Here is a 21,094-nt window from a genome sequence, read left to right on the forward strand (position 1 = left end):
GTAAAAATCAAAAGAAGAGGGCTCGACCACGATTATTGTCAATCCTTGACTTCTCCCGGAGATCCGCCATGAGTCACATCATCCACCGCAACCTGCGCCAGGTCCCGCCGGTCGCTGTCGGCGCCGACGGCATCACCATCCGCGCCGCCGACGGCAAGACCTATCTCGACGCCAGCGGCGGGGCAGCCGTGTCCTCGCTGGGGCACGGCCACCCGGACGTCATCGCCGCCATGCACCGCCAGATCGAGCGCTGCGCCTACGCCCACACCAGCTTCTTCACCACCGAGGTGGCCGAGGAGCTGGCCGACCGCCTGGTAGCCGGCGCGCCCCAGGACCTGAGCGGGGTCTACCTGGTCTCGGGCGGCTCGGAAGCGATGGAGACGGCGCTCAAGCTCGCGCGCCAGTACTGGGTGGAGATGAACGAACCGCAGCGCCACCTGTTCCTGGCGCGCCGCCAGAGCTACCACGGCAACACCCTGGGTGCGCTGGCGGTGGGCGGCAACGAATGGCGGCGCAAGGCCTTCGCGCCGCTGCTGATGGACACGGTGCGCGTGTCCGCCTGCTACGAATACCGTAACCGCCCCGGGCACCAGAGCGTGGACGAATACACCGCCAGCCTGCTCGACGAGCTGGAAACCACCATCCTGAAAACCGGTCCCGAGAACATCCTCGCCTTCTGCGCCGAGCCGGTGGTGGGCGCCACCGGCGGCGCCATCCCGCCCACGCCCGGCTACTTCAAGGGCGTGCGCGAGATCTGCGACCGCCACCGCATCCTCTTCATCGCCGACGAGGTGATGTGCGGGATGGGGCGCACCGGCACCATGTACGCGATCGAGCAGGAGGGTGTGGCGCCGGACATCGTGGCGGTGGCCAAGGGCCTGGCGGGCGGCTACCAGCCGATCGGCGCGGTGCTGGCGCACAAGGCGATCGTGGACTGCATCCGCCACGGCAGCGGGGCCTTCCAGCACGGGCACACCTACATCGGGCATCCGGTCGCGGCGGCGGCCGCGCTGGCGGTGCAGAAGGTGATCGAGCGCGACGACCTGCTGGGGCGGGTGCGCAGCCGTGGGGCCACCTTGCGGCGCATGCTGGGCGACGTGTTCGGGGTGCACGAGCACGTGGGGGATATTCGCGGACGCGGCATGTTCCTGGCGCTGGAGTTCGTGCAGGACCGCGAGACCAAGGAGCCGTTCGCGCCGGAGCGCAGGCTGCATGCGGTGCTCAAGCAGAAGGCGATGGAGAAGGGTTTGATGGTGTATCCGATGGGCGGGACCATCGATGGGCAGCGCGGCGACCACGTGCTGCTGGCGCCGCCTTTCATTGCGACGGCGGCGGATTTGTCGGAAATCGTGTCGCGGCTGGAGGATGCGGTGGAGGAGGCGTTGAGGCAGTGAGCGCTTCCTGTGGCGACAGGGCGGCGGTCGTGGTGGGGTGAGAAACTTGGGTTCCCGCCTTCGCGGGAACGACGTTGGAGGGGGCGGCGAAAAGGTCGACCGAGCCGACTCCAGGCCACCTACGTAAGCACGTCGTTCCCGCGTAGGCGGGAACCCAAGTTTGCAAGCAAACCGCTAACGCAGAATCAGGCCAACACCTTCCTGATCCACTTCCCGATATCCTGCACCTCTTCCAGGCACAGCGAATGCTGCATCTGATAAGCATGCCACTCCACCTGATAGCCCAGCGCCTCCAGCACCTCGCGCGACTGCTCGGCGCGCTGGAAGGGCACCACCGGGTCCTGGCGGCCATGCGCCATGAACACCGGCGTCTGCAGGCTGGCTTCGCTGCGTTCCGTTCCGGCCACCGCCGCCAGCGGCAGGTAGCCGGACAGGCACAGCATGCCGGCCAGCTTCTCGGGATGGCGCATGCCGGTCTGCAGGGTCATGGCGCAGCCCTGCGAGAAGCCGGCCAGGATGATGCGCGAGGCCGGGATGCCGCGCGCCTTCTCGCGCGCGATCAGGGCCTCGACTTCGCGCTGCGAGGCGCGCAGGCCGGCTTCGTCCTCGCGGCGGGTCAGGTCGGTGCCGATGATGTCGTACCAGGCGCGCATCACGTAGCCGCCGTTGATGGTCACCGGCATGGTCTTCGCATGCGGGAACACGAAGCGGATGCCCGGCAGCCCGGCCAGGTCCAGTTCGCGCACGATGGGCACGAAGTCGTTGCCGTCGGCGCCCAGGCCGTGCAGCCAGATGATCGCGGCTCGCGGGTTGGGCGCGGTCTCGATCTCGATGTTTTCCAACAGTTCGCTCATGCGTAATCCTATGGGTAAGCCTGCGCGTGATCCTGCGCGTTGTTCAGGAGGAGGGTGTTCAAGCCGCCGGCGGACGCAGCGCCGACTTGGGACGGAAGGTCTTGCTCACGGCCGGGTCGGTTTCCATGTAGGGGCCGCCGATCAGGTCGATGCAGTAGGGGACGGCGGCGAAGATGCCGCCCACCACCACCTTGCCATCGTTGTCCTTCAGGCCCTCGAGGGTTTCCTTGATCGACTTCGGCTGGCCCGGAAGGTTCATGATCAGGGCGGCGTGGTCCGCCGTCTCGCGGATGACCGCGGTCTGGCGCGACAGGATCGCGGTCGGCACGAACTTCAGGCTGATCTGGCGCATCTGCTCGCCGAAGCCCGGCATCTCCTTCGTGCCGACGGCCAGGGTGGCCTCGGGCGTCACGTCGCGGCGCGCCGGGCCGGTGCCGCCGGTGGTCAGCACCAGGTGGCAGCGCGCCTCGTCCACCAGCTCGACCAGGGTGCGCTCGATCCCGGCGCGCTCGTCGGGGATCAGGCGGGTCTCGATGCGGTAGGGCGTGGTGATGGCCTGGGCCAGCCAGTCGCGCAGGGCGGGGATGCCCTTGTCCTCGTAGACGCCGCCGCTGGCGCGGTCGGAGACCGACACCAGGCCAATCACGAGTTCGTCATTCGTCGTCGGATTCATCCGCAACTTCCTCGTCGTCGGCGTCCTGCGTCTTGGGCTGCTTGGCCAGGTCCTTCAGGATCTGGAAGATCTCGCGGTAGGCCTTGGGCGGCTTGTTCTCGGCCTGCTCCTTGCGCGCGTTGCGGATCAGGGTGCGCATGTGCTGGGCGTCCAGTTGCGGGTGCTCGGACAGTAGCTGGGTCAGGGCCTTGTCGTCGGCCAGCAGCTTCTCGCGGCGGCGCTCCAGCGCGTGCAGGGCCGCGGTCTCGGCCTTCGAGGCGCCCTTCCAGCTGTCGATGGTGCGCTTGATGATGTCGACTTCTTCCTCGTTCAGGGTGCGCATCATCTTGCCCACGTACTGCAGCTGGCGGCGGCGGCCTTCGTGATTGGTGATGGTCTGGCACATCAGGATCGCGTCCTTGACCTCGTCCGGCATCGGGACGCGCTTGACGCGGTCGCGCGGCTCGGCGATCAGGAGTTCGCCGAGCTTCTGCAGCTCGTTGGACTGGCGCTTGAGCTCAGACTTGGATGGACGTTCGTATTCCTGCTCGAACTCGTTGGACTGGAAGCCCACGGAGCCGCGGTTTGCATTAGGCATGATATGGATGATCCGATTGGCAAGACGGCCAACGGTGAAAACTGTAAACGGCTGCTATGATAACTGTTTTAGGGCTCGCTACGAAAAACACCACATGAACGATTCCTTTTTTACCCACTCCCAGGATCAGCTGAAGCAGCTCGCCCGCGATGTACTGGCGATCGCCCGCAAACAGGGCGCGACCGACGCCTCGGTCGAAATCAGCGAGGGCAGTGGGCTGTCGGTTTCTGTTCGTAAAGGCAATATCGAGACCATCGAGCAGAACAAGGACAAGGGCCTGGGCGTCACCGTCTACTACGGCCAGCGCCGCGGCAACGCCAACACCTCGGACTTCTCGCCCAGCTCGCTGCGCGCCACCGTCGAAGCGGCCTGGAACATCGCCCGCTTCACCGCCGAGGACGACTGCGCCGGCCTGCCCGACGCCGAGCTGCTCGAGACCAAGCCGCGCGACCTGCGCCTGTTCTACCCCTGGCAGATCTCCACCGAGGAAGCGGTCGAGCTCGCGAAGCGCTGCGAGAACGCCGCCTTCGAAGTCGACCCGCGCATCAGCAACAGCGAAGGGGCGAGCGTCTACGTGCAGCAGTCGCACTTCGTGGGTGCCAACAGCCGCGGCTTCATCGGCGGCTATCCGTTCTCGCGCCACACCATCTCGGTGGCGCCGATCGCCGGCAAGGGCAACCAGATGCAGCGCGACGACTGGTACTCGTCCTCGCGCGACCCGTCCCAGCTGGCCCAGCCGGAAGCCATCGGCCGCTACGCCGCCGAGCGCGCGCTGGCGCGCCTGAACGCGCGCAAGCTCGACACCCGCACCTGCCCGGTGCTGTTCGAGGCCCCGCTGGCCGCCGGCCTGATCGGCGCCTTCGTCCAGGCCGTGTCGGGCGGCTCGCTCTACCGCAAGTCGAGCTTCCTGCTCGACACCCTGGGCAAGCAGGTGTTCCCGGACCACATCCAGGTCATCGAAGACCCGCACCTGATCGGCGCCGTCGGTTCGGCCCCCTTCGACGAGGAGGGCGTCAAGACCGTGCGCCGCAAGGTGGTCAAGGATGGCGTGCTGCAGGGCTACTTCCTGTCTTCGTATTCGGCACGCAAGCTGGGCATGCAGACCACCGGCAATGCCGGCGGTTCGCACAACCTCCAGTTCGTGTCCACCAAAACGAAGCGCGGCGACGACTTCGAAGGCATGCTGCGCAAGATGGGCACCGGCCTGCTGGTGACCGAACTGATGGGCCAGGGCGTCAACTACGTGACCGGCGACTACTCGCGCGGCGCTTCCGGCTATTGGGTCGAGAACGGCGTGATCCAGTACCCGGTCGAAGAAATCACCATCGCCGGCAACATGCGCGAGATGTTCCAGCAAATCGTCGCCGTCGGCGCCGACGTGCTGGCGCGCGGAAACAAGTCCGTCGGCTCGATCCTGATCGAGAAGATGGTCGTCGCCGGCAACTGAGGAGGCAGCATGAGCCGATTCATCCGTATCGACAAGGAGAGCAGTCCGAAGACCGTGCTGCTCAACCTCGACCTGATCGCCACCGTCGAGCTGTCCCAGCAGTCCGACCTGCTCAGCTCGGGCAACGACAGCCGCAAGGTCTACGCCACCTTCCTGGCGCCGGACAAGACCAGCATCGCGACCCTGCACTTCGACAGTGCCCAGGATGCCAATGCCTGGGTCAAGACCCACCTGGGCGTCGAACTCTGAGGCTGGCGGTGGCAAGCAACAAGACGGTTGCCACCGACGCCGACGTCCAGGCCTACCTGGATGCCATCCCCGACCCCACGCGCCGGACCGATTGCGAGACATTGGTGGGCCTGATGCGCCAACTGACCGGCGAGCCGCCCAGGATGTGGGGCGCGTCCATCGTCGGCTTCGGCAGCTACCATTACCGCTATGAGAGCGGGCGCGAGGGTGACGCCGCCCTGGTCAGCTTTTCGGCGCGCAAGAGTGACATCAGCATCTACTTGAGCTCAAATGCTGAGCGACAAGAAGAGCTGCTGGCGCAGCTGGGCCGGCACAAGATGGGCAAGGCCTGCCTGCAGCTGCGTGCGCTCGCCGAGGTGGACCGCTCAGTGCTGGAGAAATTAATCGTCGAATCCATCGCGGCGACGCGCCGGCAATTTGACGTTTCCGCGAAGAAGTAACTCAGGCCTGATCGATGCGGCTCAGCCGCTGGCCGAAGATGCCCCAGCTGCGGGCTTCGCCGTCGACCGTGGCGCGCAGCGCCCAGCCGGTGCCGATCTTCTCGACGGTCACCTCGGTCTCCAGTTCCTTCGCCACCTTGTCCGCCCATCCCTGGGCGGCGCCACGGCCCTTGAACAGCTCCTGGCCTTCGTAGACGACGGTGGCGTCGAACACGGGTGCAGCAAATACGCTCATCTGATCCTCCAATGAAAAACGGCGCCGGGAGGCCGGCGCCGCATGACGGGTTGCCCGATTACTTGTCCGCGCGGATCGCCTTCAGCACCGGCTGCAGCACCGCCGCGCCCAGGCGCGCGCTGCGCGCGCCGTCCCAGCCCACCTGCGGGTCGGGGTCGTTGGCGTTGTCCTTGAAGGGCATCTCCAGGGTCAGCGACAGGCAGCCGAAGGCATGGGTGATGTGCGGCGAACCCATGGTCAGGGTCTCTTCGGTGTAGGGCGTCTCGCCATAGCCGTGCACGTCCTGGAAGTCCGGGCTGGCGATCTTGAAGTCTTCGATGAAGGCCTTCTGGCGCGCCGCCTGCTCGGCCGTGAAGTTCGGCAGCGACTCGCTGCCGGCCACGAACACGTAGGGCAGGCCCTCGTCGCCGTGCACGTCCAGGCACAGGTCGACGCCGGTTTCGTGCATCTTCTGCTTGACCAGGAAGACTTCCGGGCTGCGCTCCATGCTCGGGTTCAGCCACTCGCGGTTCAGGTTGGCGCCGGCCGCGTTGGTGCGCAGGTTGCCGCGCACCGAGCCGTCCGGGTTCATGTTCGGGACCACGTAGAACACGCTCTCCTTCAGCAGCTGGCGGCCAAAGGGATGGGCCGGGTCGAGCAGGGCGTCCAGCATGCCCTCGACGAACCACTCGGCCATCGTCTCGCCCGGGTGCTGGCGGGCGATCACCCAGACCTTCTTCTTGCCCTCGGCGGGCTCGCCGATGATCAGCATGTTGAGGTCGCGGCCGTCGACGGTCGAGCCCAGGTCCACCATGCGCACCTGCTCCGACATCTGGGCGCGGTCCAGCAGCTCCAGGTGGCGCTCCCACGAATACGGCTCGAAGTAGGCGTAGTAGACGCTGTCCATGGCCGGGGTGTGCTCGATGGTCAAGACCTTGCCGTCGTAGGAGGTCGGCACGCGGAACCAGTTCACCCGGTCATAGCTCGCCATCGCCTGGTAGCCTTCCCAGCCCGCCGGATAGGCCGCCTGGGCCGCGTTCAGGAAGCGGATGGTGCAGGGCTCGCCCTGCGCGCCCTGGAGGCGGAAGTAGAACCACTGGATGATGTCGGCGTGCGAATCCTTGCGGATGTTCAGGTCGATGGCGCTGGCGCTCGTGGCGTTCACGACATCGATGGCGCCAGCGTCGAACTGGCTGCTGATCTTGATAGACATGGTAAGTCCTGTGTTGGGAAGAGCGGTAGAAGGCGAGATGATACCGCGTTTGGCCTTAGCGCCGCAGCCCGCCGAAGCGCTCGTAGAAGGCGGCGTCGGCGTCCGGCGTGGCCTCGTCCTCGCGGCGCAGCATGGCCAGCACGTGTTCTTCGGCCAGCGCCCAGGTCTGGAGGTAGATGGTTTTCGCCAGCGCATAGGCTTCAGATCCGGGCCAGGGCTGGGGCAGCAGGGCCACCGGCAGCATCGGGTCGTGCAACTGCACGCGGCGGTAGGCGTGGATCAGCAGGCTGCGGATCGCGAACGCATCCTGGGGCGTGAGTTCGCCCTTGTGCTCCAGCAGCGCCGCCAGGGGCGCGAAGCCCTCGATGAAATGGCGGTAGTCCGCCACCACGCCAGACAGGTCCCAGCCGTCGCCCACCAGCTGGGGCAGGGGACGGGAGCCGACGCCCGGCAGCTCGTCGGCTTCGCATACGAAGACCTTGTCCCGGGCTTCGCAGCGCTGCAGGATTTCACGCAGGCTGTCGCGGTCGGGCGCGGGGTGGGCCATCATGCCCGGGGCCAGCATCGCATAGCCTTCCCATTGCAGCTCCTTGCGCAGCAGGCCGCGCAGCTCGGCGTCGATGCTGCCGTTGGGCGCCAGCACCAGGGTCCAGCGGCCGTTCCAGTCCAGGCCCGGCGGCGCGTAGATGCGCCGGTTGGCGCGCTCGAAACGTGGCAGGGCGCGTGGCTCCAGCGTGTAGCGGCTGCGCCTTCCCTCGCGGCTGGCTACCAGCCATCCTTCCTGCACCAGGCGGAACACGCTGGTGCGCACCAGCCGGTCGTTCACGCCCAGAGGGGCCAGCAGTTCGATCATGCTGCCCAGCCAGAAACCCCCGCCATGGGGCGCCATCGCGTCCCCGCATAGGGTCATCACCAGCGACTTGTGGCGGGGCGGCTCGAGGGCCAGGAAAGCGGCGATCCACTCGCTGCTGGAGAGTCGTTTCATCAAGCTAATCGGCCGCAATATGATTCAAAATTTTTGTGTACATCCAATTTTTTGTATCGTATTATGGATTGAAGAGGTTTGCAACGGAGACAAGCATGTACGCACAAATGGTGGAGACCGGCCTCAAGAAGGTGCAGACGGCCGAAGACATGAGCGCCGAAGAACAGGCTTTCCAGGCGCGTATCGACGCCGGCATCAAGATCGAGCCCAAGGACTGGATGCCCGAAGCCTACCGCAAAACCCTGGTACGCCAGATCTCGCAGCACGCCCACTCGGAAATCGTCGGTCAGCTGCCGGAAGGAAACTGGGTGACGCGCGCGCCCACGCTCAAGCGCAAGTCCGTGCTGCTGGCCAAGATCCAGGACGAAGCCGGCCACGGCCTCTACCTGTACAGCGCCGCCGAGACCCTGGGCGTCTCGCGCGACGAGCTGCTCGAAGCCCTGCACTCGGGCAAGGCCAAGTATTCGAGCATCTTCAACTACCCGACCCTGAGCTGGGCCGACATGGGCGCCATCGGCTGGCTGGTGGACGGCTCGGCCATCATCAACCAGATCCCGCTCTGCCGCTGCTCCTACGGCCCGTATGCGCGCGCCATGATCCGGGTCTGCAAGGAAGAGTCCTTCCATGCGCGCCAGGGCTACGACATCATGATGAGCCTCGCGCGCGGCACGCCCGAGCAGAAGGCGATGGCCCAGGACGCGCTCAACCGCTGGTGGTGGCCGTCCTTGATGATGTTCGGCCCGTCGGACGCCGAGTCGGTCAACAGCGCGCAATCCACCCGCTGGCGCATCAAGCTGTTCTCCAACGACGAGCTGCGTCAGCGCATGGTCGACCAGACCGTGCCCCAGGCCGAATACCTGGGCCTGACCATCCCCGATCCGGACCTCAAGTGGAACGAGGAGCGCGGCCACTACGACTTCGGCAAGATCGACTGGGACGAGTTCCACAACGTCCTGAAGGGCAACGGCCCCTGCAACCGCGAGCGCCTGCGCACCCGCGTCAAGGCCTACGAGGACGGCCAGTGGTTCCGCGACGCCCTGGTGGCCCACGCCGACAAGCAGGCAGCCCGCAAGGCAGCGGCCTGACAACCAGAACACGGAGACAAGAATGAGCAAAGAATGGCCGCTGTGGGAAGTCTTCATCCGCAGCCAGCACGGCCTGGCCCACAAGCACGTGGGCAGCCTGCACGCGCCCGACGCCGAGATGGCGATCAATAACGCGCGCGACGTCTACACCCGCCGCAACGAAGGCGTCTCGATCTGGGTGGTGCGCGCCGCCGACATCGTGGCCAGCAGCCCGGCGGACAAGGAAGCCCTGTTCGAGCCGGCCAACAGCAAGGTCTACCGCCACCCGACCTTCTTCCCGATGCCGGAAGAAGTCAAGAACCTGTGAGCGCTGCCGTGGACGCGAAGATCCAATACCTGCTGCGCCAGGGCGACAACGCGCTGATCCTGGCCCAGCAGCTGTGCCAGCTGTGCGGCAAGGGCCCGGCGCTGGAAGAAGACATGGCGCTGTCGAACGTGGCGCTCGACCTGCTGGGCCAGACCCGCATGTGGCTCACCTACGCCGGCGAGCTGGAAGGCAAGGGCCGCGACGAAGACCGCCTGGCTTTCCACCGCGACGCTGGCGAGTTCCGCAACTGCCTGTTGGTGGAGCAGCCCAACGGCAGCTATGCCGAGACCATGATGCGCCAGTTCTTCTTCGATAGCTGGCACTACTTCCTGATGGACGGCCTGACCCGCTCGAGCGACCAGCGCATCCGCGAGATCGCCGAGAAGTCGATCAAGGAAGTGACCTACCACCTGCGCCGTTCCGGCGACCTGGTGGTGCGCCTGGGCGACGGCACCGCGGAGAGCCACGCCAGGATGCAGGCCGCCGCCGAGGAGCTGTGGATGTACACCGGCGAGGCCTTCATCTACGACGAGGTCGACCAGGCCATGGTCGAGCAGGGCGTCGCGCCCGCGGCCGAAGGCCTGCGCAAGCAGTTCCTCGACCACGTGGCCGAAGTGTTCGCCGACGCCACCCTGGCGCTGCCGCCGGTGGAGGCCTACATGCAACGCGGCGGCAAGCAGGGCAGGCACACGGAACGCCTCGGCTACATCCTGGCCGAGATGCAGTTCCTGCAGCGCGCCTACCCGGGAGCGGAGTGGTAATGACGGCGCTGGCGCTCGACACCGACCAGATCTGGGCCTGGCTCGGCGAGGTCGCCGATCCGGAAATCCCGGTCATCTCGGTGGTCGACCTGGGCATCGTGCGCGACGTGGCGCTGCAGGACGGCGAGTGCGTGGTCACGATCACGCCGACCTATTCCGGCTGCCCGGCGATGCAGGTGATCGCGGACGCGGTGAAGGAGGCGCTGCAGGCCCACGGCCTGGAGCGCGTGCGCATCGTGAGCCGCCTGTCGCCAGCCTGGACCACCGACTGGATGAGCGAGGCCGGCAAGGCCGCCCTGAAGGGCTACGGCATCGCCCCTCCGGTTCAGCAGGCGATCGACATCAGCGGCCTGCATGCCGGCATCCGCCGCCGCGCCGCGCCCGAGGTCAGCTGCCCGCACTGCGGTTCCCCGCACACCCAATTGACCAGTGAATTCGGCTCGACGCCGTGCAAGGCCCTGTACAAGTGCCTGGACTGCCGCGAGCCCTTCGACTACTTCAAATGCCACTGAGGCGCCATTGAGCTGCACTAAGGCCTGAGGGACCATGAGCAAATTCTATCCATTGACCGTTTCGCAGGTGAAGCACGAGACGCGTGACGCCATCGCCGTGACCTTCGAGGTGCCGGCTGAGCTGAAGGACGCCTTCGCCTACCAGCCGGGCCAGCACCTGACCCTGCGCGCCATGATCGACGGCGAGGACGTGCGCCGTTCCTATTCGATCTGTTCGGCGGTGCAGGACCGCCAGCTGCGGGTGGCGATCAAGCGCTGCGCCGGCGGCCTGTTCTCCAACTGGGCCAACGAGCGCCTGCAGCCCGGCGCGACCCTCGAAGTGATGCCGCCGATGGGCCACTTCAACGTGCCGCTCGACCCGGCCAGCAGCCGCCACTACCTGGCCTTCGCGGCCGGCAGCGGCATCACGCCCATCCTGTCGATCATCAAGACCACCCTGCAGGCCGAGCCGCACAGCCGCTTCACCCTGGTGTACGGCAACCGCGCTTCCTCGACCGTGATCTTCCGCGACGAGCTGACCGACCTGAAGGACCAGTACATGGACCGCCTGCGCCTGGTCTACGTGATGAGCCGCGAGCAGCAGGACATCGAGCTGTTCAACGGCCGCATCACGGAAGAGAAGTGCGGCCAGTTCCTCAAGCACTGGATCGACGTGCGCGACATCGACGTCGCCTTCATCTGCGGCCCCGAGGACATGATGCACGGCGTCTCGCGCGCGCTGCAGGAGGCGGGGCTGGAGAAGGAAAAGATCCGCATCGAGCTGTTCGCGGCCAGCATTCCGAAGCACGAGCACAAGCCGCGCAAGATCGAGGCGGGCGCGCGGCATCACACGGAAGTGACCGTGATCATGGACGGTGTCGCCGCGAGCTTTAGCATGGACAAGGACAAGGAGTCGGTACTCGACGCGGGGCTGAAGGCCGGAATCGAGATGCGCTATTCATGCAAAGGCGGGGTGTGCTCGACCTGCCGCTGCAAGGTGCTGGAGGGCGAAGTCGAGATGGACGTGAATTACGCGCTCGAGGATTACGAGGTGAGGCGCGGCTTCGTGCTGAGCTGCCAGAGCTTCCCGGTCACCGATAAACTCGTCATCGACTTCGATATCGCTGAATAAACGCAAGCCCTTCCATCGGAGCCATCGTATGTTGCTTACTTCGCATCCGCAGCCCGTCGTCCCCGCGCAATCGGGGACCCAAGTTGGGCGTCGTGGCGATGCAAGGAACTTGGATCCCCGCCTTCGCGGGGATGACGGTGTTGGGCTTACTTCTCAGCCCGTCGTCCCCGCGCAGGCGGGATGACTGTGTTGGGATCAGTCCGCGGCCCGTCGTCCCCGCGCAGGCGGGGACCCAAGTTGGGCTTCGTGGCGATGCAAGGAACTTGGATCCCGGCCTTCGCGGGGATGACGGGGTTGAGCTCAATCCGCAGCCAGTCGTTACCGGACAGGCGGGATGACGGTGTTGGGATTAGTCCGCGGCCCGTCGTTCCCGCGTAGGCGGGGACCCAAGTTGTCCTTCGTGGCGACGCAAGGACTTGGACCCCGCCTTCGCGGGGATGGCGGGGCTGCGCTCCGATGGGAAGGCAAAGGGCAATAACAATTTAGGAGACACCATGAGCTACGAATCCATCCAGTTCAAGATCGAGAACGGCATCGCCGTCCTCACCCTGAACCGCCCCGATCGCCTGAACAGCTTCACCCAGGCCATGCACCTCGAAGTGCGCGACGCCCTCGCCACCCTGCAGGCCGACAAGAGCGTGCGCGTGCTGGTCCTCACCGGCGCCGGCCGGGGTTTTTGCGCAGGTCAGGACCTGAACGACCGCGCGGTCGAACCGGGCGCGCCCGGCGTCGACCTCGGCGAGTCGGTGGAAAAGTTCTACGCCCCGCTGGTGCTCACCCTGAAGAACCTGCCCATGCCCGTGATCTGCGCCGTCAACGGCGTGGCCGCCGGCGCCGGCGCCAACCTGGCCCTGGCCTGCGACATCGTGCTGGCGGCCAAATCGGCCAGCTTCATCGAAGCCTTCTGCAAGCTGGGCCTGATTCCCGACACCGGCGGCACCTGGCACCTGCCGCGCCTGATCGGCCCGGCGCGCGCCACCGGCCTGGCCATGCTGGGCGAAAAGCTGAGCGCCGAGAAGGCCGAGCAATGGGGCCTGATCTGGCGCTGCGTCCCCGACGAAGCGCTGATGGACGAAGCCATGGCCATGGCCGAGCACTTCGCCGCCGCCCCGACCAAGGGCCTGGCCTTCACCAAGAAGGCCTTCCAGGCCAGCTACGCCAACACGCTCGAAGACCAGCTCCAGCTCGAAGCCGACATGATGCGCGAACTCGGCTACAGCCACGACTACCGCGAAGGCGTCGCCGCCTTCATCGCCAAACGCCCGGCCCACTTCAAAGGAGAATGAGTATGCAGCCACTGCCCCAGGGTTCGACGGTCGCGGTCATCGGCAGCGGCGCCATGGGCTCGGGCATCGCCCAGGTCGCGGCGATGGCCGGCCACCAGGTGCTGCTCTACGATAATCGCCCTGACGCGGCCGGCAAGGCGGTCGACAGCATCCGCATCGCCTATTCCAAGCTGGTCGAGAAGGGCAAGCTCGAAGGCGAGGCCGCCGATCAGGCCTGCGCGCGCATCCGCTGCATCGCCGGCCTGCCGGAAGCCGCGGGCGCCGCCCTGGTGGTCGAAGCCATCGTCGAAGACCTCGAGGCCAAGCGCGCGCTCTTCCTCGAGCTCGAAGGCATCGTCGGCGAGGACTGCATCCTGGCCACCAACACCTCCTCGATCTCGGTCACCGCGATCGGCGCGCCGCTGCGCCGTCCGCAGCGCCTGGTCGGCATGCACTTCTTCAACCCGGTGCCGCTGATGGCCCTGGTCGAGGTGATCAGCGGCCTGGCGACCGAGCGCGCTGTCGCCGACACCGTTTATGCCACCGCCGAAAGCTGGGGCAAGAACCCGGTGCACGCCAAGTCCACGCCCGGCTTCATCGTCAACCGCGTGGCCCGTCCCTACTATGCCGAAGCCCTACGCCTGCTGCTCGAACAGGCCGCCGACCCGGCCACGCTCGACGCGGTGATGCGCGACTGCGGCGGTTTCCGCATGGGTCCTTTCGAGCTGATGGACCTGATCGGCCACGACGTCAATTTCTCGGTCACGAACTCGGTGTTCAAGGCCTATTTCGGCGACCCGCGCTTCACGCCCTCGATCCTGCAGCAGGAGCTGGTCAACGCCGGCTTCCTGGGCCGCAAGACCGGCCGCGGCTTCTATCACTACGGCGCAGGCCTTGAGAAGCCCGCGCCCCACACCGAGGGGCCGCAGGAGCGCCCCGGCACGGTCTCCACCATCGGCGGCGACATCAGCGCGCTGGAACCGCTGACCACGCGCCTGAAGGGCGCCGGCTTCGACCTGACCCATCACATCTCCTTCAACCCCTCGCCCGGCTTCCTGTGCGGCGGCGCCGCCGTCTACCTGACCGACGGCCGCAGCGCCACCCAGCGCGCGCTGGACGAAGGCCACCAGGATACCGTGGTCTACGACCTGCTGCTGGACGCCGCCGGCGCCACCCGCATCGCCCTGGCGCGCGCGGACGGCTGCAGCGAAGCCTCCTACCACGCCGTGGTCGGCCTGTTCCAGGCCGCAGGCTTCGAGGTCACCCGCCTGGACGACGTGCCCGGCCTGGCCGTGATGCGCACCGTCGCCATGCTCGCCAACGAGGCGCTGGACGCCGTCAACCAGGGCGTGTGCAGCGCGCGCGCCGTCGACGTCGCGATGCAGAAGGGCGTCAACTACCCGCGCGGCCCGCTGGCCTGGGCGGACGCCGTCGGCCTGCGCCACGTCGCCACCGTGCTCGGCAACCTGGCCGCCGTGTATGGCGAAGACCGCTACCGCGTCTCGCCCCTGCTGCGCCGCAAGCTGGCACTCGACCCGAACGGAGCGCGCGTCCATGCATAGCGACCCACAGGCGCTGGCCGAACTGGCCGGCAAGACCATGTACGAGCGCGATCCCGCCAGCCAGGCCCTGGGCATGCGCCTGGACGAGATCCGCCCGGGCTACGCGCGCATGTCGATGCGGGTGCGCGCCGACATGCTCAACGGCCACTCCACCTGCCACGGCGGCTATATCTTCATGCTGGCGGACAGCGCCTTCGCCTTCGCCTGCAATTCGCACAACTTCAACACCGTCGGCGCCGGCTGCACGATCGACTACCTGTCGCCCGGCCGCGAAGGCGACCTGTTGATTGCGCAGGCCGTGGAGCAGGCGCTGCAGGGCAAGACCGGCGTCTACGACGTCACCGTGACCAATGAAGAAGGGCGCACCGTCGCCCTGTTTCGCGGCAAGTCGCACCGCGTGAGCGGCATGGTGGCCGAAGTCCCCACCAGCACCGCCGCCTGAACCCGTCAGCAAAGGAGGTCGAGATGGTCCAACGTCATCCATCCCCAGCCGATCTGGAGCCGATCGAACGCGCCAGCCGCGACGAGGTGCAGGCGCTCCAGCTGGAACGCCTGCGCTGGACGCTGCGGCACGCCTACGAGAACGTGCCGCACTACCGCGCCGCCTTCGACGCGGCCGGCGTCCACCCGGAAGACCTGGAGTCGCTGGCCGACCTGGCCAGGTTCCCCTTCACCGAGAAGAAGACCCTGCGCGACAACTACCCCTTCGGCCTGTTCGCCGTGCCGCGCGAACAGGTGGTGCGGGTGCATGCGTCCTCGGGCACGACCGGCAAGCCGACCGTGGTCGGCTACACCCAGAAGGACATCGACACCTGGGCCGGCGTGGTGGCGCGCTCCATCCGCGCCGCCGGCGGCCGCCCGGGCGATATGGTGCACGTGGCCTATGGCTACGGCCTGTTCACCGGCGGCCTGGGCGCCCACTATGGCGCCGAGCGCCTGGGCTGCACCGTGGTGCCGATGTCGGGCGGCCAGACCGAGAAGCAGGTGCAGTTGATCTGCGACTTCCAGCCCTCGATCATCATGGTCACCCCGTCCTACATGCTGAACATCATCGAGGAATTCCAGCGCCAGGGCCTGGACCCGGCCGCGTCCTCGCTCAAGGTCGGCATCTTCGGCGCCGAGCCCTGGACCGACGCCATGCGCCGCGAGATCGAACAGCGCGCCGGCATCGACGCGGTCGACATCTACGGCCTGTCGGAAGTGATGGGGCCGGGCGTGGCCAGCGAATGCATCGAGAGCAAGGACGGCCCGGTGATCTGGGAAGACCATTTCTATCCCGAGATCATCGACCCGGACACCGGCGAGGTGCTGCCCGACGGCGCCGAGGGCGAACTGGTGTTCACCTCCCTGACCAAGGAGGCGCTGCCCATCATCCGCTACCGCACGCGCGACCTGACCCGCCTGCTGCCGCCGACCTCGCGCTCGATGCGCCGCATGGGCCGCATCACCGGCCGCTCGGACGACATGCTGATCATCCGCGGCGTGAACGTGTTCCCGAGCCAGATCGAAGAACTGATCCTGAAGATGCCGCTGCTGGCGCCCCAGTACCAGCTGGTGCTGGCGCGCGAAGGCCACCTGGACACGCTGGAAGTGCTGGGCGAGCTGCGCCACCCCGGCCTGCCTCAGGACAGCGTCGACGCCCTGTGCCGCGAGCTCCAGCACAGTATCAAGACCTATGTGGGCGTGACGACGCGGGTGAGCCTGCTGCCGCCGCAAGGCATCGAGCGCACCCTGACCGGCAAGGCCAGGCGCGTGGTCGACCGCCGCCCCAAACACTAACGAGGAGAATCCATGAACGACGCATACATCTGCGACGCCATCCGCACCCCCTTCGGCCGCTATGGCGGCGCCCTGGCCGGCGTGCGCGCCGACGACCTGGCGGCGCTGCCGATCGCCGCCCTCATCAGCCGCAACAAGGACGTGGACTGGGCCGCCGTGGACGACCTGTTCTACGGCTGTGCCAACCAGGCGGGCGAGGACAACCGCAACGTGGGCCGCATGGCCGCGCTGCTGGCCGGCTTGCCGCAGGACGTGCCCGCCAATACCATCAACCGCCTGTGCGGTTCCGGCATGGACGCCGTCGGCACCGCCGCGCGCGCCATCAAGGCCGGCGAAGCCCAGCTGCTGATCGCCGGTGGCGTCGAGAGCATGACCCGCGCGCCCTTCGTGATGGGCAAGGCCGACAGCGCCTTCTCGCGCGCCGCCAAGATCGAGGACACCACCCTCGGCTGGCGTTTCGTGAATCCCTTGATGAAGGCGAAATACGGCATCGACTCGATGCCGGAGACCGCCGAAAACGTGGCGATGGAGTTCAACATCAATCGCGCCGACCAGGATGCCTTCGCCCTGCGCAGCCAGCAGCGCTGGGCGCGCGCCCATGCCGAGGGCTTCTTCAAGGACGAGATCGTGCCGGTCACGATCCATGGAAAGAAAGGCGAGTCGCGCGTGATCGACACCGACGAGCAGCCGCGTCCCGACACCAGCCTGGAAGCGCTCGCGAAGCTCAAGGGCGTGGTGACGCCGGACGGCACGGTCAGCGCCGGCAATGCCTCGAGCCTGAACGACGGCGCCTGCGCGCTCCTGCTGGCATCTAGCGACGCCGCCAGGCGCCACGGCTTGACACCGCGCGCGCGCGTGGTCGGCATGGCGACCGTCGGGCTGGCGCCGCGCATCATGGGCTACGGCCCCGCGCCGGCGGTCAGGAAGCTGCTGGCCCAGACCGGCCTCACGCTCGGCCAGATGGACGTGATCGAACTGAACGAAGCCTTCGCCGCGCAAGGCCTGGCGGTGACCCGCGACCTGGGCCTGCCGGACGACGCCGCCCACGTGAACCCGAACGGCGGCGCGATCGCCCTCGGCCACCCCCTCGGCGCCTCGGGCGCGCGCCTGGTGACCACCGCGGTCAACCAGCTGCACCGCACGGGCGGCCGCTATGCCCTGTGCACCATGTGCATCGGCGTGGGGCAGGGGATCGCGCTGATCGTCGAGCGGGTCTGAGATGGTCAAGGTGTACGAGATCAACGGCGTGCGGCCGGTGGTGCATCCCAGCGCCTACGTGCATCCGAGCGCGGTGCTGATCGGTGACGTGATCGTCGGGCCGCGCTGCTACGTGGGGCCGGCGGCTTCGATGCGCGGCGACTTCGGACGACTGATCCTGGAAGAGGGCGCCAACCTGCAGGACACCTGCGTGATGCATGGCTTTCCGGGCGAGGACACCGTGGTCGAGGTCGACGGCCACATCGGCCACGGCGCGGTGCTGCACGGCTGCCGCATCAAGCGCAACGCCATGGTGGGCATGAACGCGGTCGTGATGGACCGCGCGGTGGTGGGCGAGGAATCGATCGTCGCGGCCATGAGCTTCGTGAAGGCGGGCATGATCATTCCTCCGCGTTCCATGGTGATGGGCACGCCGGCCAGGGTGATGCGCGAGCTCACCGATGAAGACGTGCGGTGGAAGAGCTTTGGCACGCGGCAGTATCACGAGCTGGCTGTGCGCTCGATGCAGACCATGCGCGAGGTGGAGGCCTATACCGAGGTGGAGCCGGGGCGCCAGCGGATCGAATTCGATCCGGCCGGGATGCACAAGCCGAAAGGATAATCAGGACGTCCGCTGCACCTGCGCAGCATGCAATGTACGCGGTCCAAAGCAGCGTCATTCCGGCGAAGGCCGGAATCCAAGTTTTCAGCGCTGACGCGACGAGCTTGGCGCTGCGCGCGCAAACTTGGATCCCGGCCTTCGCCGGGATGACGTTGGTACAAGGTGGCGCATATAGAGCAGCGCGATCCCTGAAACGCAGCACGATTTCGAAGCACAGCACGACTTCTGAAGAGATAACGAACGGAGACAAGAACATGGGCAACATGAGCAACATCGCCACCCTGCAAAGCCTGATCGCCGGCCGCTGGCTGGGCCAGGAAGCGCACATGCCGCTGCACAGCGCGCTGGACAACCAACTGATCTTCCACACCCACGCCGAAAAGATCGACTTCGACGAAGCGCTTGGCTATGCGCGCAAGACCGGCATCCCCCAGCTGATGCAGCTCGACTTCCAGAAGCGCGCCCAGCGCCTGAAGGCCCTGGCCCTCTACCTCATGGAGCGCAAGGAAGAGCTGTACGAGATCTCCCACCTGACCGGCGCCACCCGCGCCGACAGCTGGGTCGACGTCGAAGGCGGCATCGGCACCCTGTTCGCCTACGCCAGCATGGGCTCGCGCGAGCTGCCGTCCTCCAACGTGCTGCATGAAGGCCCCGCCATCCCGCTGGGCAAGCGCGGCGGCTTCTCGGGCACCCACATCCTGGTCCCGCGCGGCGGCGTGGCGGTGCACATCAATGCCTTCAACTTCCCCATCTGGGGCATGCTCGAGAAATTCGCGCCGAGCTTCCTGGCCGCGATGCCCTGCATCGTCAAGCCGGCCACCGCCACCAGCTACCTGACCCACGCCACGGTCAGGATGATGATGGAGTCAAACCTGGTGCCCGAGGGCGCCCTGCAGCTCGTCATCGGTTCCACCGGCGACCTGCTCGACCGCCTGGGCGGCTTCGACGCCGTCACCTTCACCGGCTCGGCCGACACCGCCGCCAAGCTGCGCGGCAACCCCAACCTGACCCGCGAATCGGTCCCCTTCACGGCCGAAGCCGACTCGCTCAACGCCGCCATCCTGGCGCCGGACGTCACCCCGGACGACCCCGAGTTCGACCTGTTCGTGAAGGAAGTCGCGCGCGAGATGACCGGCAAGGCCGGCCAGAAGTGCACCGCGATCCGCCGCATCATCGTGCCGGAATCCCAGGCCCAGGCCGTGGGTGAGCGCCTGCGCGAGCGCCTGGCCAAGATCACCATTGGCAATCCGAAGATCGAGGGCGTGCGCATGGGCGCATTGGCCTCGATGGACCAGCACCGCGATGTTTCGGAGCGGGTCGAGATGCTCGCGCGCGGCAACGAAGTGCTGTTCTCGGCGCGCGACGGCTTCGCCCCGGTGGGCGAGGGCTGCGCCAACGGCGCCTTCTTCGCGCCCACCCTGCTGCTGTGCCGTAACGCCCTGGTCAACGACGCCGTCCACGACATCGAAGCCTTCGGCCCGGTCAGCACCATCATGACCTATGGCGACATCGACGAAGCCCTGCACCTGGCCGCACGCGGCAAGGGCAGCCTGGTCACCACGCTGGCCACCAAGGACCCGGCCATCGCCGCCCACGCGGTTCCGGTGGCCGCCGCCTCGCACGGCCGCGTGCTGATCCTGGACCGCGAAGCCTCGGTCGACAACACCGGCCACGGCTCGCCCCTGCCGCAGCTCAAGCACGGGGGGCCGGGCCGCGCCGGCGGCGGTGAGGAACTGGGCGGCATCCGCGCCGTCAAGCACTTCCTGCAGCGCGCCGCGGTGCAGGGCTCGCCGACCATGCTCGGCGCCGTCACCGGCGAATACGTGCGCGGCGGCGCGGTCAAGGAAAGCGACATCCACCCCTTCCGCCGCTACTTCGAGGACCTGGAGATCGGCCACTCGCTGCTGACCCATCGCCGCACCGTGAGCGAGGCCGACATCGTCAATTTCGGCGGCGTCTCGGGCGACTACTTCTACATGCACTTCGACGAGATCGCGGCCAAGGACACCCAGTTCGGCAAGCGCATCGCCCACGGCTACTTCGTGCTGTCGGCGGCGGCCGGCCTGTTCGTGTCGCCGGCCCCGGGGCCGGTGCTGGCCAACTATGGCCTGGACAACCTGCGTTTCGTGGCCCCGGTAGCCATCGGCGACACCATCCGCGCGCGCCTGACCTGCAAGCGCAAGGTGGACCGCAACCGCACGGACGAGCAGGGGCGCGGCCAGGGCGTGGTGGCGTGGGACGTACAAGTCACCAATCAAAACGACGAACTGGTCGCGAGTTACGATATCCTGACGCTGGTACAAAAGCGCGGCTGAGTGCCATGCAGGCGGGCGGCTACACCGCCCGTCCAACCAACCGGAGGGATCTAGATGTCGAGACTGGACCTGAGCAGCATTCCCGTGAAGGGTGGCACCGGCTACCCCGAACAATTCGCCGAGGTCGTGGACGGACGCACCAGGCAAACCCTGGGCGACGCCGGCGGCCTGACCCAGTTCGGCGTCAACCTGGTCGAGCTGCAGCCGGGCGCGGCCTCCTCGCAGCGCCATTGGCACTCGCACGAGGATGAATTCGTCATGATGGTGTCCGGGGAGCTGGTACTCGTCACGGACGAAGGGGAAACCCTGATGCGGGCCGGCGACTGCGCGGCGTTTCCGGCGGGCAAGCCGAATGGCCACCACCTGGTCAACCGCAGCTGGGGACCCGGAGTCTTCCTGGTGGTCGGCTCGCGCAACCCGGCCGACGTCGCGACCTATCCCGACATCGACCTGCGCTACGACGGCGCCAGCAAGACCTACACCCGCAAGGACGGCACGCCTTACCCGCCCAAGGCCTAGGCGTCCCGCGCAG

General features: G+C 67.1%; 23 protein-coding genes. 17 read left to right on the top strand and 6 right to left on the bottom strand.

The features are described from left to right. The first annotated feature begins 68 nt into the window (after positions 1 to 68). Positions 69 to 1,394, top strand: coding sequence for an aspartate aminotransferase family protein (locus B0920_RS16355; RefSeq protein ID WP_078033725.1), 1,326 nt, complete (start codon positions 69 to 71; stop codon positions 1,392 to 1,394). Between the two features lie 185 nt (positions 1,395 to 1,579). Here the strand turns inward: B0920_RS16355 and B0920_RS16360 are convergent, their stop codons facing one another. The 3 genes from B0920_RS16360 to yjgA are packed head-to-tail and all read right to left on the bottom strand — an operon-like array spanning position 1,580 to position 3,498. Further along, on the bottom strand, positions 1,580 to 2,248 hold the full coding sequence (locus B0920_RS16360) for an alpha/beta hydrolase (protein ID WP_078033726.1): 669 nt from the start codon (positions 2,246 to 2,248) through the stop codon (positions 1,580 to 1,582). Positions 2,249 to 2,306: 58 nt separating this feature from the next. Continuing rightward, complete coding sequence (mog, locus tag B0920_RS16365; RefSeq protein ID WP_078033727.1) at positions 2,307 to 2,921, bottom strand: molybdopterin adenylyltransferase; 615 nt, start codon at positions 2,919 to 2,921, stop codon at positions 2,307 to 2,309. Further along, positions 2,902 to 3,498 carry a ribosome biogenesis factor YjgA gene (yjgA, locus tag B0920_RS16370; protein WP_078033728.1) on the bottom strand — a complete coding sequence of 199 codons (597 nt, stop codon included), beginning with the start codon at positions 3,496 to 3,498 and terminating at the stop codon, positions 2,902 to 2,904. Before yjgA ends, mog begins: the two co-directional genes overlap by 20 nt. Before the next feature lie 94 nt (positions 3,499 to 3,592). Between yjgA and pmbA the strand changes: the two genes are divergently transcribed. The 3 genes from pmbA to B0920_RS16385 are packed head-to-tail and all read left to right on the top strand — an operon-like array spanning position 3,593 to position 5,634. Then, a complete protein-coding gene (gene pmbA / locus B0920_RS16375) occupies positions 3,593 to 4,945 on the top strand; it encodes a metalloprotease PmbA (RefSeq protein ID WP_078033729.1) in 1,353 nt (450 codons plus the stop codon). A gap of 9 nt (positions 4,946 to 4,954) precedes the next feature. After that, positions 4,955 to 5,194, top strand: coding sequence for a hypothetical protein (locus B0920_RS16380; protein WP_078033730.1), 240 nt, complete (start codon positions 4,955 to 4,957; stop codon positions 5,192 to 5,194). Positions 5,195 to 5,202: 8 nt separating this feature from the next. Then, complete coding sequence (locus B0920_RS16385; RefSeq protein WP_078033731.1) at positions 5,203 to 5,634, top strand: DUF1801 domain-containing protein; 432 nt, start codon at positions 5,203 to 5,205, stop codon at positions 5,632 to 5,634. A 1-nt stretch (position 5,635) separates the two neighbouring features. Here B0920_RS16385 and B0920_RS16390 read toward each other — a convergent pair whose 3' ends face one another. From B0920_RS16390 to paaX, 3 genes are read right to left on the bottom strand one after another with little or no spacing between them, the layout of a single operon-like run. Further along, positions 5,636 to 5,869 (bottom strand): hypothetical protein, encoded by a 234-nt coding sequence (locus B0920_RS16390; RefSeq protein ID WP_078033732.1) that lies wholly within the window; start codon positions 5,867 to 5,869, stop codon positions 5,636 to 5,638. A gap of 58 nt (positions 5,870 to 5,927) precedes the next feature. Beyond that, positions 5,928 to 7,061 carry a M14-type cytosolic carboxypeptidase gene (locus tag B0920_RS16395; protein WP_078033733.1) on the bottom strand — a complete coding sequence of 378 codons (1,134 nt, stop codon included), beginning with the start codon at positions 7,059 to 7,061 and terminating at the stop codon, positions 5,928 to 5,930. 55 nt (positions 7,062 to 7,116) lie between these two features. Further along, complete coding sequence (gene paaX / locus B0920_RS16400; RefSeq protein WP_078033734.1) at positions 7,117 to 8,046, bottom strand: phenylacetic acid degradation operon negative regulatory protein PaaX; 930 nt, start codon at positions 8,044 to 8,046, stop codon at positions 7,117 to 7,119. A 95-nt stretch (positions 8,047 to 8,141) separates the two neighbouring features. Here paaX and paaA point away from each other — a divergent pair, with 95 nt between their 5' ends. The 13 genes from paaA (at position 8,142) to B0920_RS16465 (ending at position 21,081) form a co-directional block, all read left to right on the top strand. Beyond that, a complete protein-coding gene (gene paaA / locus B0920_RS16405; RefSeq protein WP_078033735.1) occupies positions 8,142 to 9,131 on the top strand; it encodes a 1,2-phenylacetyl-CoA epoxidase subunit PaaA in 990 nt (329 codons plus the stop codon). A gap of 22 nt (positions 9,132 to 9,153) precedes the next feature. After that, on the top strand, positions 9,154 to 9,438 hold the full coding sequence (paaB, locus tag B0920_RS16410) for a 1,2-phenylacetyl-CoA epoxidase subunit PaaB (RefSeq protein WP_078033736.1): 285 nt from the start codon (positions 9,154 to 9,156) through the stop codon (positions 9,436 to 9,438). A gap of 8 nt (positions 9,439 to 9,446) precedes the next feature. Then, the gene (gene paaC, locus B0920_RS16415) at positions 9,447 to 10,199 is read left to right on the top strand and encodes a 1,2-phenylacetyl-CoA epoxidase subunit PaaC (RefSeq protein WP_078033737.1); all 753 of its coding nucleotides are present in this window, start codon (positions 9,447 to 9,449) and stop codon (positions 10,197 to 10,199) included. Next, a complete protein-coding gene (gene paaD, locus B0920_RS16420) occupies positions 10,199 to 10,711 on the top strand; it encodes a 1,2-phenylacetyl-CoA epoxidase subunit PaaD (RefSeq protein WP_078033738.1) in 513 nt (170 codons plus the stop codon). Before paaC ends, paaD begins: the two co-directional genes overlap by 1 nt. 34 nt (positions 10,712 to 10,745) lie before the next feature. Next, entirely contained in the window at positions 10,746 to 11,822 is a 1,077-nt protein-coding gene (paaE, locus tag B0920_RS16425) for a 1,2-phenylacetyl-CoA epoxidase subunit PaaE (RefSeq protein ID WP_078033739.1), read from the top strand. 494 nt (positions 11,823 to 12,316) lie between these two features. Next, positions 12,317 to 13,108 (top strand): 2-(1,2-epoxy-1,2-dihydrophenyl)acetyl-CoA isomerase PaaG, encoded by a 792-nt coding sequence (paaG, locus tag B0920_RS16430; RefSeq protein WP_078033740.1) that lies wholly within the window; start codon positions 12,317 to 12,319, stop codon positions 13,106 to 13,108. A gap of 2 nt (positions 13,109 to 13,110) precedes the next feature. Next, positions 13,111 to 14,649 carry a 3-hydroxyacyl-CoA dehydrogenase PaaH gene (paaH, locus tag B0920_RS16435; protein WP_078033741.1) on the top strand — a complete coding sequence of 513 codons (1,539 nt, stop codon included), beginning with the start codon at positions 13,111 to 13,113 and terminating at the stop codon, positions 14,647 to 14,649. After that, positions 14,642 to 15,091, top strand: coding sequence for a hydroxyphenylacetyl-CoA thioesterase PaaI (gene paaI, locus B0920_RS16440; RefSeq protein WP_078033742.1), 450 nt, complete (start codon positions 14,642 to 14,644; stop codon positions 15,089 to 15,091). Before paaH ends, paaI begins: the two co-directional genes overlap by 8 nt. 23 nt (positions 15,092 to 15,114) lie before the next feature. Further along, complete coding sequence (gene paaK, locus B0920_RS16445; RefSeq protein ID WP_078033743.1) at positions 15,115 to 16,428, top strand: phenylacetate--CoA ligase PaaK; 1,314 nt, start codon at positions 15,115 to 15,117, stop codon at positions 16,426 to 16,428. 12 nt (positions 16,429 to 16,440) lie between these two features. Further along, positions 16,441 to 17,646, top strand: a complete 1,206-nt coding sequence (pcaF, locus tag B0920_RS16450; protein WP_078033744.1) for a 3-oxoadipyl-CoA thiolase — start codon at positions 16,441 to 16,443, stop codon at positions 17,644 to 17,646. Between the two features lies 1 nt (position 17,647). Further along, the gene (paaY, locus tag B0920_RS16455) at positions 17,648 to 18,247 is read left to right on the top strand and encodes a phenylacetic acid degradation protein PaaY (protein ID WP_078033745.1); all 600 of its coding nucleotides are present in this window, start codon (positions 17,648 to 17,650) and stop codon (positions 18,245 to 18,247) included. Between the two features lie 263 nt (positions 18,248 to 18,510). Further along, positions 18,511 to 20,562 (top strand): phenylacetic acid degradation bifunctional protein PaaZ, encoded by a 2,052-nt coding sequence (paaZ, locus tag B0920_RS16460; protein WP_078034443.1) that lies wholly within the window; start codon positions 18,511 to 18,513, stop codon positions 20,560 to 20,562. A 54-nt stretch (positions 20,563 to 20,616) separates the two neighbouring features. Next, positions 20,617 to 21,081: a cupin domain-containing protein gene (locus B0920_RS16465; protein ID WP_078033746.1), complete on the top strand. Its 465-nt coding sequence runs from the start codon at positions 20,617 to 20,619 to the stop codon at positions 21,079 to 21,081. Positions 21,082 to 21,094: the final 13 nt, after the last annotated feature.

It is taken from the genome of Massilia sp. KIM, from assembly GCF_002007115.1.
Lineage (GTDB): Bacteria > Pseudomonadota > Gammaproteobacteria > Burkholderiales > Burkholderiaceae_D > Telluria.